General features: G+C 28.5%; 14 protein-coding genes. 12 read left to right on the forward strand and 2 right to left on the reverse strand.

Annotated elements, in window-relative coordinates; all coding sequences use genetic code 11:
- The first annotated feature begins 42 nt into the window (after positions 1-42).
- From purB to FDT66_RS05495, 7 genes are all read left to right on the forward strand, one after another.
- Positions 43-1386: an adenylosuccinate lyase gene (gene purB / locus FDT66_RS05465; protein WP_138535139.1), complete on the forward strand. Its 1344-nt coding sequence runs from the start codon at positions 43-45 to the stop codon at positions 1384-1386.
- Between the two features lie 44 nt (positions 1387-1430).
- Positions 1431-1877: a hypothetical protein gene (locus FDT66_RS05470; protein WP_246034766.1), complete on the forward strand. Its 447-nt coding sequence runs from the start codon at positions 1431-1433 to the stop codon at positions 1875-1877.
- A 1-nt stretch (position 1878) separates the two neighbouring features.
- On the forward strand, positions 1879-2646 hold the full coding sequence (locus FDT66_RS05475; protein ID WP_138535141.1) for a TerC family protein: 768 nt from the start codon (positions 1879-1881) through the stop codon (positions 2644-2646).
- A 37-nt stretch (positions 2647-2683) separates the two neighbouring features.
- Positions 2684-2962 carry a hypothetical protein gene (locus tag FDT66_RS05480; protein WP_138535142.1) on the forward strand — a complete coding sequence of 93 codons (279 nt, stop codon included), beginning with the start codon at positions 2684-2686 and terminating at the stop codon, positions 2960-2962.
- A gap of 37 nt (positions 2963-2999) precedes the next feature.
- On the forward strand, positions 3000-5405 hold the full coding sequence (locus FDT66_RS05485; protein ID WP_138535143.1) for a TonB-dependent receptor: 2406 nt from the start codon (positions 3000-3002) through the stop codon (positions 5403-5405).
- 10 nt (positions 5406-5415) lie between these two features.
- Positions 5416-5961 (forward strand): type 1 periplasmic binding fold superfamily protein, encoded by a 546-nt coding sequence (locus FDT66_RS05490; protein ID WP_138535144.1) that lies wholly within the window; start codon positions 5416-5418, stop codon positions 5959-5961.
- Between the two features lie 141 nt (positions 5962-6102).
- On the forward strand, positions 6103-6867 hold the full coding sequence (locus FDT66_RS05495) for a CDP-alcohol phosphatidyltransferase family protein (RefSeq protein WP_138535145.1): 765 nt from the start codon (positions 6103-6105) through the stop codon (positions 6865-6867).
- Here the strand turns inward: FDT66_RS05495 and FDT66_RS05500 are convergent.
- Both FDT66_RS05500 and FDT66_RS05505 read right to left on the reverse strand, forming a co-directional pair.
- Positions 6864-8243, reverse strand: a complete 1380-nt coding sequence (locus FDT66_RS05500; RefSeq protein ID WP_138535146.1) for an MFS transporter — start codon at positions 8241-8243, stop codon at positions 6864-6866. The two genes, FDT66_RS05495 and FDT66_RS05500, sit on opposite strands and share 4 nt — an antisense overlap.
- Positions 8244-8325: 82 nt before the next feature.
- On the reverse strand, positions 8326-9138 hold the full coding sequence (locus FDT66_RS05505) for a M48 family metallopeptidase (RefSeq protein ID WP_138535147.1): 813 nt from the start codon (positions 9136-9138) through the stop codon (positions 8326-8328).
- A gap of 224 nt (positions 9139-9362) precedes the next feature.
- On the opposite strand from FDT66_RS05505, the gene msrB reads away from it, so the two are divergent.
- The 5 genes from msrB to folD all read left to right on the forward strand — a co-directional run bounded on the left by msrB (position 9363) and on the right by folD (position 14669).
- Positions 9363-9845 (forward strand): peptide-methionine (R)-S-oxide reductase MsrB, encoded by a 483-nt coding sequence (msrB, locus tag FDT66_RS05510; RefSeq protein WP_138535148.1) that lies wholly within the window; start codon positions 9363-9365, stop codon positions 9843-9845.
- Between the two features lie 93 nt (positions 9846-9938).
- A complete protein-coding gene (locus tag FDT66_RS05515; protein WP_138535149.1) occupies positions 9939-10475 on the forward strand; it encodes a DinB family protein in 537 nt (178 codons plus the stop codon).
- 520 nt (positions 10476-10995) lie between these two features.
- Complete coding sequence (ffh, locus tag FDT66_RS05520) at positions 10996-12324, forward strand: signal recognition particle protein (RefSeq protein ID WP_138535150.1); 1329 nt, start codon at positions 10996-10998, stop codon at positions 12322-12324.
- Between the two features lie 143 nt (positions 12325-12467).
- Positions 12468-13790, forward strand: coding sequence for a hypothetical protein (locus FDT66_RS05525; RefSeq protein WP_138535151.1), 1323 nt, complete (start codon positions 12468-12470; stop codon positions 13788-13790).
- Between the two features lie 3 nt (positions 13791-13793).
- Positions 13794-14669 carry a bifunctional methylenetetrahydrofolate dehydrogenase/methenyltetrahydrofolate cyclohydrolase FolD gene (gene folD / locus FDT66_RS05530; RefSeq protein WP_138535152.1) on the forward strand — a complete coding sequence of 292 codons (876 nt, stop codon included), beginning with the start codon at positions 13794-13796 and terminating at the stop codon, positions 14667-14669.

Here is a 14669-nt window from a genome sequence, read left to right on the forward strand (position 1 = left end):
GTGTTTTAATCCTTATTTTTGTTGCTCACAACACAACAAAAAATGAACCTAACAAAACTAAATGCCATATCTCCAATTGATGGACGTTATAGAGGTAAAATTGAAAAATTAGCAAATTATTTTTCTGAAGAAGCACTAATAAAATACAGAGTTTTAGTAGAAATAGAGTACTTTATTGCACTTTGCGAAATTCCTTTACCACAATTAGCTGATTTTGATGCATCACTTTTTGAAGAGCTAAAAAATATTTATATAAACTTTACTGCTGAAGATGCTCAGAAAATAAAAGACATTGAGAAAATTACCAACCACGATGTAAAAGCTGTTGAGTACTTTATAAAAGAAAAATTTGATGGTTTAAACCTACAAAAATATAAAGAGTTTATTCACTTTGGTTTGACTTCTCAAGACATTAACAACACTGCAATTCCGCTTTCTATAAAAGAAGCCATGAATGATGTTTTTGTGCCTCAATATTTACAAGTTTTAGAAAAATTACAAGAGTTGGTAATTGAGTGGAAAGACATATCTATGTTAGCTAGAACTCACGGACAACCTGCATCTCCAACAAGATTAGGAAAAGAAATTGATGTTTTTGTAGTTCGTTTAAAAGAACAATTTAATTTGTTAAATGACATACCAAGTGCTGCTAAATTTGGTGGAGCAACAGGAAATTATAATGCACATAAAGTTGCTTATCCTTCAATAAATTGGAAAGCTTTTGGAACTGAATTTGTACAAGAAAAATTAGGCTTACAGCATTCGTTTCCAACCACTCAAATAGAACATTACGATCATATGGCTGCGTTGTTTGACACGTTAAAACGTATCAACACCATTATTATTGATTTAGATAGAGATTTCTGGACATATGTTTCTATGGATTATTTTAAGCAGAAAATTAAAAAAGGTGAAGTTGGTTCTTCTGCAATGCCACACAAAGTAAATCCGATTGATTTTGAAAACTCAGAAGGTAATTTAGGAATTGCAAATGCTATTTTTCAACACCTTTCAGCAAAACTACCCATTTCGCGTTTGCAACGTGATTTGACTGATAGTACTGTTTTACGTAATGTTGGTGTTCCTTTTGGACACACCATTATCGGTTTTACTTCAACCCTAAAAGGATTGAATAAATTATTGTTGAATAAAGAAAAGTTCGAGCAAGATTTAGAAAACAATTGGGCTGTTGTTGCAGAGGCAATACAAACAATTTTAAGACGAGAAGCATATCCAAATCCTTATGAAGCCTTAAAAGGATTAACACGAACAAACGAAAAAATAAACCAAAATTCTATTGCTAATTTTATTGACACTTTAGAAGTCTCAGATGAAATAAAAAATGAATTAAAAGCTATTACACCTGCTAATTATACTGGAATATAATTTTTAGAAGATAATAGTTAGTGGTTGAAATAAAAAAGTTAAAAATGGTTATAAACAAAAAAAATATTTTATCAATTAAATTATTTATTCTTTGCGGTTTTTCCTTTGTTTTATTTTCTTGTAAATCAGAAATAAAAGACGATTCAGATAAATTTAAAACAGGTGTTTTCGAAATTCCTGCTGGAGATAGTTATGGAAAAACAACAATAACAAGAATAGATAGCCTACAGATTGAAGAATATGAAAAAATTGTAAATATTTCAACAGATTCTACTACCATAGAAAAAAAAGTAAAACATATAGATACCCTATATATTACTTGGAAAAACAATTTCTTTTATACACTAAAAATGAAATCTCCAAAAAAAGAAATTGATAAAGACCCTATTTTTGTTCAAATTACAAAAATAAAAGATTCTTCATACGAATTTACTGCCAAAATTGGTTTTAGTAAATTTAAACAAGATGGTGTTGTTTATAAAGTAAAATAAAATGGAAATATTTGCACATGCTGATACTTGGGTTGCACTGCTTACGCTAACTTTTCTAGAAATAATTTTAGGAATCGATAATATTATTTTTATTTCTATTTCTGCCAATAAACTTCCAGAAAATCAAGTTAAAAAAGCCACAATTTTAGGGTTGGCTTTAGCAATGGTGACGAGAATTATTTTACTTTTTGGAGTTTCCTATTTAATAGCATTAAAAGATCCGTTTTTTGAAATTAATATAGGTTGGTTTACAACAGGTTTAACAGGACAAAGTATTATCTTATTTTTAGGAGGTCTTTTTCTTTTGTATAAAAGTACTAAAGAAATTAGAGAAAAAATGGAAGGCACAAATGAAGATGAAGTGCTAAAAGCTCCAAAAAAAATATCTTTTACCAACGTAATTATTCAAATTATTTTAATTGATATTGTTTTTTCTTTCGATAGTATTTTAACAGCTGTTGGTATGACAAATGGTGTTGATGGAGCTTTAATTATAATGGTTATTGCTGTAATTGTTTCTATTTTAATTATGATGCTTTTTGCAAATCCAATTAGTAGTTTTGTAAACAGAAACCCAACCATTCAAATGTTGGCATTATCTTTTTTAATTTTAATAGGTTTTATGTTAATTACAGAAGGTGCACATTTATCACATACTGAAATTTTTAACAAAACTGTAGGAGCAATTCCTAAAGGATATTTGTATTTTGCCATCGCATTTTCATTAGGAGTAGAAATGCTAAATTTAAGAATAAGAAAAAAGAAGTAGTATTAAACAATTAAAAAAACATATAGCTCTTTTTCTGTTGGTAACTTTCTTATTACCAACTGCAATCGATTCTTTTCATGATTATTTAAATCATGAACATGAAACTTGTATTTCTAAAACTGAAACACATATTCATAAAAAAGATATTGATTGTAACTTACACTTGTTAAAGCAGTCAGATACTTTTTTAGAAAGCCAAGATTTTAAATTGCTTGTAAATAGTGTTAATTTAGATACTAATTACTTACATTATAATTTCCTAAAAAATCATAATCAACTATCGTTTTCGTTAAGAGGTCCACCCTCAAAAATTTAAATTAAGTCTATTAATTTAAATTTTTGAAAACAATAATATGATAAAACAATTTTGTTTTTGTGTACTTGTATTTTTTTTACATTCAAATGCAATTGCACAAGACTGTAATTTATCTTTAAAAGGAAAAGTTACCGATTTTCATAACAACTCTGATATAATTGGAGCATCTATACAAATAGAAGATAGCAACAGATTCACCACCACAAATTTTGATGGAGAATTTGAGTTAAAAAATATTTGTGAAGGAAAAATAACTCTAATTATTAAGCACATTGCTTGTGAAACTAAAAAAATATCAATGTATATTGATAAAAATACGTTTAAAAATATTTTTTTAGAACATCACGTAGAAGAGCTCACAAATATTGAGATAAAAGCAAATACTAAAACTGCAAAAACAAGTGTAGAAACAACACTTAAAAAAGAAGTTTTAAGTAGCTTTTCTGATCAATCTATAGGTGATGCTTTAAAAACCATTACTGGAGTTTCCTCTTTAAATACAGGTAATACCATTGTAAAACCAATGATTCATGGACTACATAGTAGCAGATTGTTAATTATTAACAACAAAGTTAGAATGTTTGACCAAGAATGGGGAGAAGAGCACGCACCAAATATAGATATTAATTCTTCCGGTAGAATTGATGTTATAAAAGGTGCAAATACTTTAAAGTATGGTAGTGATGCAATTGGTGGCTTAATTTTAATTAGTCCGGAAAGGTTTGCTGTAAAAGATAGTATTTTTGGAAGTACACAAATATCTTTAAACAGTAATGGATTAGGAGGAAATGTAAATACTGAAATTGTAAAAACATATAAAAACGGCTTTTACGGAAAATTACAATCTAATTACAAACAATTTGGAGACTTTAAAGCACCAAATTATTACTTAACAAATACAGGACAAAGAAACTTTAATACTTCTATTGCTATTGGAAAAAATAGCTACGAAAAAGGTTTTAATGCCTACTATAGTTTTGTAAATAACAATATGGCTATTTTACAATCTTCTCACATTGGTAACGTAAATGATTTGGTAAACGCTATCAATAGCAATGAGCCAAGAGTAACAGAAATTTTTTCATATAAAATTAATTTTCCAAAACAAACCATTACACATCATTTAGGAAAATTAGAGGCTTACAAGCGTTTTAAAGATTTTGGAAAACTATCTATACAATATGATTTTCAAATTAATAGACGAAAAGAATTCGATTTAAGAAGAGGAGATAGAAGCAATATACCAGTAGTAGATTTAAGGTTGTTTACCAATAGTATTCAATCTGATTTAGAAATTAATTATTTTGATAATTTAGATATAAATACTGGGGTATTGCTAAGATATCAACAAAATGATGCAGTTGCAGGTACTGGTACAAATCCTTTAATTCCAGATTTTGATAAATATGACTTTGGAGTATATGCAACAACAAATTACGATTTAGATGATACATCAGAATTAAGTGCAGGTTTTCGTTATGATTTTTCTAGGATAAAAGCAAGAAAACGATATAACATTACAGATTGGAACGAAACCTATAATTACGATGAATTATTTCCAGAATTTGAAACAGGTGCTGTAGAAGGAACAAGAATTTTTACAAAACCAGAATTTACGTTTCATAATATTTCTGCAAGTTTAGGATATGCAAAATCATTTCAAAAAAACTTGTCATTATTCATAAATTATGGTTTGGCAAGCAGGCTTCCTAATCCTTCAGAATTATTTAGTGACGGTTTGCATCATAGTGCTGCCAGAATTGAAACTGGTTTGTTAACTATGCAAAAAGAAGTTGCCAATAAATTTGTAGTTTCTTTAGAAAAACAAAACGATAATTTTGGTTTTACTATTAGTCCATATTACAAGCATATCAATGGATTTATTCAATTAATTCCAAACGGAATTACAACTACAATTAGAGGTGCTTTCCCTGTTTGGGAATACAACCAAACAAATGCTCAAATTTTTGGGATAGATGTAGATGTGAATAAAAAAATTAGTGAACATTTTATGTATAATGGACAAGTTAGCTTGATTAGAGGAGACAATTTATCAGAAAACACACCTCTAATACATATGCCTGCCAATAATTTTGGGAATAGTATATCATATAACAATCAAAAATTAAATCAATTATCTATAAGTTTACATCAAAATACTGTTTTACAACAAAACAGATTTCCAGATTATAACTTTTTTACATTTAACCCAACAACACAACAAGATGTGTTTGTAGACATTAGCTCTACACCACCAGCTTACACTCTATTTAGCTTACAAACTTCTGCAGTTTTTAAACTCTTTAAAAAAGGAGATTTAAAAATTGCGTTTCATGTAGACAATCTTTTAAATACTTCTTACAGAAATTATTTAAATCGGTTCAGATACTTTGCTGATGAGTTAGGCAGAAATTTTAAAATAAATATTAAATTAAATTATTAAAACAAAAATTATGAAAACAATTAAATTATTAGCTTTATTTATAACAACTTCTTTAGTATTTACAGCTTGTTCAGATGATCACGATGATCATGATCACGATCATGAAGAAGAGTTAATTACAACTGTTATTTACACGTTAACAGATGGAAATAATACAGTTACTTTACAATGGGAAGATTTAGATGGAGATACTGGGAATGCACCTGTAATTACAGATGGTATTTTAAGTGCTAATACAACTTACACAGGTTCAATACAATTGTTAAATAAGACAGAAACACCAGCAGAAGATATTACTGTTGAAGTAAAAACAGAGGGAGATGAACATGAATTTTTCTATTCTTCTAGCGTTTCTGGAGTAACAATTAATAAAACAGATGTTGATGGAAATGATAACCCTTTAGGTATAAAAACTACATTAACAACTGGCAATACTGGTACTGGGTCATTAACTATTGTATTAAAACATGAACCTACAAAACCAAATAACGGAACTGCTGATAATGCAGGAGGAAGTACAGATTTAGAAGTAACGTTTAATATAAGTGTACAATAACACTTTTATAGTAAGCAAAAACCTGAAATTTTAAAATTTCAGGTTTTTTTTAATTTAATTTTTTATTTTTGAAACCAATTAAACTGTGCTGTTTTAGAACTTCGATAAGTGATAAAAATGCTCAAAATCTAAAGCATTTTTATGTCTAAATTACCCAAGGAGCATCAATTTATAGATTTGTCAGATTATGGCAGACCAATTGCTAGAATCATTGCAAATGCACTAAAAACAACAAGATTTACTCCTGTAGATGTTACTATAGCATTTGTTATATCTGGCTTAATTGGTGTTTTTTGTATTGTTGAAGAATATTATTGGGCTGCAGCATTTTTTTTAATTTTTAAATCTATTTTAGACGCTGCAGATGGTGAACTTGCCAGAATTAAAGAAACTCCTTCATATACAGGGCGTTTTTTAGATTCGGTTTCAGATATTATTTTGAACTTTATTATTTTTATAACACTTTGGCAACTCACAGAAGTTAGCATTTGGTGGACTTTACTCGCATTTTTCGGAATTCAACTACAAGGAACTTTATATAATTATTATTACGTAATTCTTAGAAATCGTTTTGAGGGTGATACTACTAGTAGAATTTTTGAAGACTCTACTCCTATTGCTTTACCAGGAGAAAAACAAAAAAACGTAAATATTTTATACTTTATTTACAAAGCACTTTACGGTATTTTTGATGAAATAATTTATGCTTTAGATAAAAATGCCCCGAAAGGAAAGCCATTTCCAAATTGGTTAATGTCTTTAGTTTCTACTTTTGGTTTAGGATTTCAGTTACTTTTAATTAGTGTTTTTTTAGTCTTAGGCTTAAAAACATTTATCATACCTTTTTTTATAACATACTCTATAATGATATTTGTTTTTATATGTATTAGAAAAGTCTTTTATTAGTAAACGTGCTCCGTTCTTTTTAATCTGCTTAAAACAATTAATGAGGCTACAAAAAACAAAGCCAAAGATAGTACACTCCATTGCATAGAATCTGTTAAGTAAATTAAAAAGCCAAACACAAAAGTTCCTAGAACAATGGCTATTTTTTCAGTAACATCATAAAAACTAAAATAGGTTGCATTGTCATGTGTTTTTGGTAATAATTTAGAATACGTAGAACGTGTTAAAGATTGTATAGCTCCTAAAACCAAGCCTAATAAACCTCCTAAAGCATAAAAATATATTTCTACATTTGGCAATTCTTTTTCTAACATAAAAGCCGAAAAGCATACCAAAATCCATATAAAAATTGTAATTTTTATAGCTTTAAAATTTCCGAATTTTTTTGAGATATTAGAAAAAACATAAGCTCCTAAAATTGCCACAAATTGAATTAACAATACAGTTACAATTAAATTTGTAGTACCTAAACCTAACTCTGAAGATCCAAAGATTGTTGCTAATAAAATAATCGTTTGTACTCCCACACTTAGTAAGAAAAAAGCAATTAAAAAATTTCTTAATGTTGGATAGTTTTTTAGTTCAATCCATACTTTTTTTAATTCTTTAAAACCTTTCCATATATAATCTTTTTCAGGCTTTCTGTTGTGTACATTATTAGGTAGTTTCTTAAAAGTAATTTGTGCAAAACCTATCCACCATAAACCAACCATTACAAATGAAATTCGCATTGCTTTTAATGAAGCCGCATTTTTTGCATCTTCTAACGCTGTAGCAATTTCTGCTTCAGTTCCATTTGTTAAAATAGCCTCAGAAATACTTAAATCGAAACCAAACGTATTTGGAGCTAAAATCATTGCCAAACAAAATATCAATAAAATTATAGAACCTATATAACCATGGATAAAACCCTTAGCACTTGCAGCATCTTGTTGTTCTGGATATGCTACTTCTGGTAAATAAGAATTATAAAACACAATGCTAGACCAAAAACCAATACTTGCTAAAATTGTACAAATAATACCAATCCAAGCAGTATGTAAATCTTTAAAAAAAAACATAGAAATTACTGACAAACCTCCTAACCAACAAAAAAACTTCATGAATTTTAGCTTGTTACCAGTATAATCTGCAATTGCAGATAAAATTGGCGACATAAAAGCAACTACTAGAAAAGAAAATGATAGTGCATAACTATACAAAGTATCTGGATAATCCCATTCCATACCCAAAAAAGTAACCACTTTTCCATCTGTAATAGCACTATAAAATAATGGAAAAACAGCTGTACTGATTACCAATGAATATACTGAATTTGCCCAATCGTAAAATGCCCAAGCATTTATAAGTTTTTTATCTCCTATTTGTAGCTTCATAAATTTTATAAAAAAAAGCCATTCAATTATTATTGAATGGCTTACAATATAGTAAAACTTTTATTGCAATTTTAGTAACATTTTACTTACCTGTTACATTGTATTTTTCTGCGTATTTTCTTGCTGTTGGCAAATACGTTCTTAAATCTTTAATTCTTGATGCATTTGAAGGGTGTGTACTTAAAATTTCTGGACCTTGTCCACCACTTCCAGCTCTTTGACTCATTCTTACCCAAACTTCTGCGGCTTCTCTTCCATCATAACCAGCCATAATCATAAAAACCAAACCTAATCTATCTGCTTCTTGTTCATGTGTTCTGCTAAACTTTAACATTCCTAAACCAGAACCAACACCAAAAGCGGTATTCCAAATTTGTTGTGTTTTTGGATCTTTTCCAGAAGTACCTAAAGCAACAGCCAAACCACCTATTTGCTGTAATTGTCCTTGAGACATACGCTCTTGACCATGTTTCGCAAAAGCATGAGCAACCTCATGTCCCATAACTGCAGCAACACCATCATCGTTAGCACAAATTGGCATAATACCCGTATAAAAAACTACTTTTCCACCAGGCATACACCAAGCATTTACAGTTTTATCTTCTATTAAATTAAATTCCCATCTATATGAATTTGCTTCTTCTACCATGTTATTTGCTCTCATAAATCTATCTACGGCAGCAGAAATATTTTTTCCAACACTTTTAACTTGGTTGGTCATTTGTCTATTATCAGACAATTTATTTTCCTCTAAAAAACCTTTGTATTGGGCAAAACTTGCTGGTAGTATTTGTGAATCACTCACAAAATTAATTCTATTTCTTCCTGTAATTGGTACTTTTGAACATTCAACAAATAAAAATATAGTCAATATTAATAATACACTTTTTTTCATCTTTATAAAATTTAGTTTTTAACATGTGCAATTTATCATTTTTAAAATAAAATAATGAACTCATAAGATATTTTAAATATCTTATATAAAATTATACTTATTTATTTTATTTCAGAATAACAAATGTTAGTTTTTAATAAAAAATTCGTCTAAAAAGGTAAATCTTTAGCAGATTTTCTTAAAAAGACTTATTTTTAATAAATTTTAAAATTAAAAAAATAATTATGAGAAAAATATTGGGCTTATTGTTAATTACTCTCTTTTTTAGCTGTTCTAGCAATGCACAAAAAACAGAAAAAAACTCAAAAAAATATAAAATTTCTAAAACTGAAGCTGAATGGAAAAAGGTACTTTCTAAAGAAGAGTTTTATGTATTACGTGAAGCAGGTACAGAAAGACCTTTCACAAGTCCTTTAAACAACAATAAAAAAGAGGGCGTTTATGTGTGTGCAGCATGTAAAACTGCTTTGTATGAATCTAAACATAAATTTGATTCTGGTACTGGTTGGCCATCATTTGACAGAGCTATAAATGGTAATGTAGAGTTAGATGTTGACTATAAAATCGGATACGCAAGAACAGAACTAAAATGTAATACTTGTGGAAGCCATCTTGGACATTCTTTTGATGATGGACCTCAAGAAACCACAGGAAAACGTCATTGTATAAATGGAGTTGCCTTAGATTTTATTCCAAAAGAAAAATAATTTTACAACTACATTGTTTACTAAAAAGAGCTGAAATATTTCAGCCCTTTTTATTTGTTTTATTTTGTATCTTAGAAGTACGAATTTATAAAGATGGACAAGAAAGAAATTGTAAAAATATTAGAAGAAAAACATCAAATTTTATTTGATTGGTTACAAAACCAACCAGAGGAAATTTGGGAAAAAGCTCCTGAAGGAAAATGGACAACAGCACAACAAATTCAACATTTAGTAGACAGTTTACAACTTTTAAACAATGCTTTAAGTTACCCTCGATTTTTTTTAAAACATAAATTTGGTTTATGCAATCGTGAAACACGAGATTATGATTTCATTGTAAAAAATTATCAAAAAAAATTAATTGAAAATAAAGATCAAGCTGCTTTTTTTAACAGAAAATTAAAAAAACCTGTTTTAAAGAATAGAGAAAGATTGTTGAATAGACTTCAAATTCAAAATAAAAAACTACAATATAAAGTGAATAAAATAAGCGATCTTAATTTAGATACACTAGTAATTCCTCATCCATTAATGGGAAAAATGACAATTAGAGAAATTGTTATGTGGACAGCTTATCACACAGAACATCATACAAACATATTAAAAGAAAAATATTCTAATATTTTATAATTTGATGAGAAACATTATTGCCAAACCACATCTTTTTTTCTTTGGGTTAAGTTTGGCCTTTATAATTTTGGGCTTTATTAACAAGCACCATGATTTAAACATCAATATTGGTGACATCTATTATTCATTCACCATAGATTATTGGTATTATATCTCTTCCATTTATTTTATACTAATAGGTATCAACTACTATACATTAATTTGGACGGAAAAGCCACCTAAAAAATGGTTTACAATTAGTCATCTTTTTTTACAAATACTTTCGCTTTTTATGTTGATGACAAAAAATAATTATAATTGGATAAAACTGCATAACTCAGAAAAGATACTATTATCCAATGACAATTCTTCAACTGTAATCTTCATTGCAATATTACTTTTTATATTATCTATTCTAATTCATATGCTTAACTTTTTCATAAGTTTATTTTTAAAGAAATAAGCATTAAAAAAGGCCTCAGAACTTTCTAAAAATTGTTGTTATTTCCTATATTTGTGTTTCCAAAAAAAGACACAAATTATGTTTAATAATTTAAGCGATAAATTAGATAAAGCCTTACACACCCTAAAAGGTCATGGTAAAATTACAGAAGTAAATGTTGCAGAAACTTTAAAAGAAGTTCGAAGAGCGTTATTAGATGCCGATGTTAATTTTAAAATAGCCAAAGATTTTACTAAAAAAGTACAAACTGAAGCTTTAGGACAAGATGTTTTAACTACATTAAATCCTGGGCAATTAATGGTAAAGTTAGTAAAAGACGAACTTACCAAATTAATGGGTGGTGAAACTGTTGGAATTAACTTAGGTGGATCACCAACTGTTATTTTAATGTCTGGTTTACAAGGTTCTGGTAAAACAACTTTTTCTGGAAAACTAGCAAACTACTTAAAAGATAAAAAATCTAAGCAAGTGTTACTAGTTGGTTGTGATGTTTACAGGCCAGCAGCAATAAATCAATTACAAGTTGTTGGAGAACAAATTGGTGTAGAAGTATATGCTGAAATTGAAAATAAAAATCCTGTAGAAATTTCTAAAAATGCCATTGCGCACGCAAAAGCAACTGGTAAAAATGTAGTTATTATTGATACAGCTGGTCGTTTAGCGGTAGATGAAGAAATGATGTCAGAAATTTCTAACATTCATAAAGCAATCACACCACAAGAAACACTTTTTGTTGTAGATTCTATGACAGGTCAAGATGCTGTAAATACGGCAAAAGCATTTAATGATATTTTAAATTTTGATGGTGTTGTTTTAACAAAATTAGATGGTGATACACGTGGTGGAGCAGCATTATCTATAAAATCTGTAGTTGACAAACCAATTAAATTTATTGGTACAGGTGAAAAAATGGATGCTATTGATGTTTTTCACCCAGATAGAATGGCTGACAGAATATTGGGTATGGGTGATGTAATTTCACTTGTTGAAAGAGCACAAGACCAATATGATGAAGAGGAAGCTAGAAAACTACAGAAAAAAATTGCCAAAAATCAGTTTGGTTTTGATGATTTCTTAAATCAAATACAGCAAATTAAAAAAATGGGAAGCATGAAAGACCTTATGGGTATGATTCCTGGTGCTGGAAAAGCCTTAAAAGATGTAGATATTGATGATGACGCATTTAAAGGAATAGAAGCCATAATTCATTCTATGACTCCTGGTGAAAGAAGTGTTCCTTCTACCATAAACTCTAGTAGAAAAAAACGAATTGCCAAAGGTTCTGGAACTTCGATACAAGAAGTAAACCAATTAATGAAGCAATTTAACCAAATGAGTAAAATGATGAAAATGATGCAAGGTGGTGGTGGCAAAAAGATGATGCAAATGATGAAAGGAATGAAATAAAATAACAAAAGCTGCTTTTTAGCAGCTTTTTTTTATAGAAAATGCAAAACATATTACAAACATTCGTAGATTCTAAAAAATTGAGAAATCTTTTTTTTATAACGTTGAGTGTCCTCATTTTTTGGGTATCAAAAAATAATGGTATGTTTTGGGACAACGTTTTGTTTGCCTCAAAAATGGGAAATCATTTATATGCAAACTCCATTTTTAATTGGACAATACCAAATAGTTTTGACCCTGGTCACCCTCCTTTTTTAGGTTTTTTACTTGCCATTTTTTGGAAAATTTTAGGTCATAAATTATGGGTAAGTCATTTGTTAATTTTCTTTTTTAATTTTGGCTTTTTTATTCAACTCTATAAATTTATAAGCTATTTTATAAATAAAAATTCATTACGTTTTTTCGCTTTTTTAATCGTAATTATAGATCCTACATTATCAACTGCCTTTGTTCTGGTAAATCCAGAGATTATTATTTTGTTTTTCTTTCTATTAGCTGTGAATGGTATTTTATATAAAAACTTAAAATGTAAATTTATTGGCTTATTCTTTTTAAGCATTATAACTTTTAGAAGTATGATGCTATTTGGGGGTTTACTATTATTTGACGTTTTAAATGCTATTTTATTAGAAAAGAAAAAAATTAAAGCCATTTTAAATCTAAAATATATACAATTTTATTTTTTTGCTAGTTTACCAGGAGTTGCTTTTGTTGTTTGGAGATTAACCACTAAAGGCTGGTTACAAACACACCCTGATTCACCTTGGGCAAGTCTTTGGCACTTTGCAGACTTTTATACGTTTATAAAAAACTGCGCTGTTTTGGTTTGGAGATATGTAGATTTTGGTAGAGTTTTTATAATTGTATTTATACTTTATTCTTTTATTGTTTTCGGAAAAAAAATAGTAAAAAAACAAAAAAACAAACAATTGTTTTTACTCGCTATAACTTCAGTTATTTTTGTAATTGTAACAGTTTTAATGGCTACAAACGCTTTTGGTCATCGTTATTTTATTATTTCGTTTAGTTGTTTAACACTTTTTGCTTTCTTACTTATTTCGCAATTCTATCAACATAAAAAAATAATTTATACTTTTTTATTTTTAGGCTTAATTACTGGTAATTTATGGATTTATCCAAAAGAAATTTCTCAAGGTTGGGATGCTACTTTGGCACACTTGCCTTATCATTCTTTAAGACTATCTGCTATTGATTTTTTAAATGAAAAAGATATTAATATAGAAGAAGTCGCTACTTTTTTTCCAAATATTAATAGTATAGATGCTATTGATTTTACTGGAGATAAAAGGTCTTTTTCAAAGTTTAATGGAAAAAATAAATACGTATTTTATGCTACGGTTTATAATCTTTCTAACGAAGAATTAAAAATTTTAAAAAATAACTATACTATCTTAAAACAATTCAATAATTTTAACATCAATATTACAATATACATTAGAAAATAAATCATGACAATTTTAGACGGAAAAAAAACAGCTGCAGATATAAAAGAGGAACTTGCTTTAGAAGTAGTTGAACTGAAAAATAAAGGAAAAAAAGTACCACACTTAGCAGCTATAATTGTAGGAAATGATGGTGCGAGTCTTACATATGTTAATGCAAAAGTAAAAGCTTGCGAACGTGTTGGCTTTGAGTCTACATTAATTAGACTTCCAGATGATACAACAGAAGAAAGCTTATTGAATGAAATTAATATTTTAAATGTAGATTCTGATATTGATGGTTTTATAGTACAACTTCCATTACCAAAGCATATAGATGAACAAAAAATTTTAATGGCTGTAGATCCAGATAAAGATGTAGATGGTTTTCACCCGACAAACGTTGGTAAAATGGCATTAAATTTACCTACGTTTATCTCTGCAACACCTTTTGGTATTTTAGAATTATTATATCGTTACAATGTAGAAACTTCTGGAAAACATGTTGTTGTAATTGGTAGAAGCCATATTGTTGGAAGTCCAATGAGTATTTTATTATCTCAAAAAAGACGTATTGGAAATGCAACCGTAACAATAACTCACAGTAGAACTAAAAACTTAAAAGAACTTACTTTACAAGCAGATATCATAATTGCTGCTTTAGGAATTCCTGAATTCTTAAAAGCAGACATGGTTAAAGACGATGTTACTGTAATTGATGTAGGTATTACAAGAATAGCAGATTCTAGCAAAAAAAGTGGTTTTAGATTAGTTGGTGATGTTGCTTTTAATGAAGTTTCTGAAAAAGCAAGTTTTATAACACCAGTTCCAGGAGGTGTAGGTCCAATGACAATTGCAATGCTGCTAAAAAATACCTTATTAGCTTGTGAAAGAAAAAATTAA

Origin of the sequence: Polaribacter aestuariivivens (assembly GCF_005885675.1) — a bacterium.
GTDB classification, from domain to species: Bacteria; Bacteroidota; Bacteroidia; order Flavobacteriales; family Flavobacteriaceae; genus Polaribacter; species Polaribacter aestuariivivens.

Coding starts and splice junctions, on each gene's coding strand:
- purB (WP_138535139.1), top strand. CDS start 43: ATGAACCTAACAAAACTAAATGCCATATCTCCAATTGATGGACGTTAT.
- FDT66_RS05470 (WP_246034766.1), top strand. CDS start 1,431: ATGGTTATAAACAAAAAAAATATTTTATCAATTAAATTATTTATTCTT.
- FDT66_RS05475 (WP_138535141.1), top strand. CDS start 1,879: ATGGAAATATTTGCACATGCTGATACTTGGGTTGCACTGCTTACGCTA.
- FDT66_RS05485 (WP_138535143.1), top strand. CDS start 3,000: ATGATAAAACAATTTTGTTTTTGTGTACTTGTATTTTTTTTACATTCA.
- FDT66_RS05490 (WP_138535144.1), top strand. CDS start 5,416: ATGAAAACAATTAAATTATTAGCTTTATTTATAACAACTTCTTTAGTA.
- FDT66_RS05495 (WP_138535145.1), top strand. CDS start 6,103: ATGTCTAAATTACCCAAGGAGCATCAATTTATAGATTTGTCAGATTAT.
- FDT66_RS05500 (WP_138535146.1), bottom strand. CDS start 8,243: ATGAAGCTACAAATAGGAGATAAAAAACTTATAAATGCTTGGGCATTT.
- FDT66_RS05505 (WP_138535147.1), bottom strand. CDS start 9,138: ATGAAAAAAAGTGTATTATTAATATTGACTATATTTTTATTTGTTGAA.
- msrB (WP_138535148.1), top strand. CDS start 9,363: ATGAGAAAAATATTGGGCTTATTGTTAATTACTCTCTTTTTTAGCTGT.
- FDT66_RS05515 (WP_138535149.1), top strand. CDS start 9,939: ATGGACAAGAAAGAAATTGTAAAAATATTAGAAGAAAAACATCAAATT.
- ffh (WP_138535150.1), top strand. CDS start 10,996: ATGTTTAATAATTTAAGCGATAAATTAGATAAAGCCTTACACACCCTA.
- FDT66_RS05525 (WP_138535151.1), top strand. CDS start 12,468: ATGTTTTGGGACAACGTTTTGTTTGCCTCAAAAATGGGAAATCATTTA.
- folD (WP_138535152.1), top strand. CDS start 13,794: ATGACAATTTTAGACGGAAAAAAAACAGCTGCAGATATAAAAGAGGAA.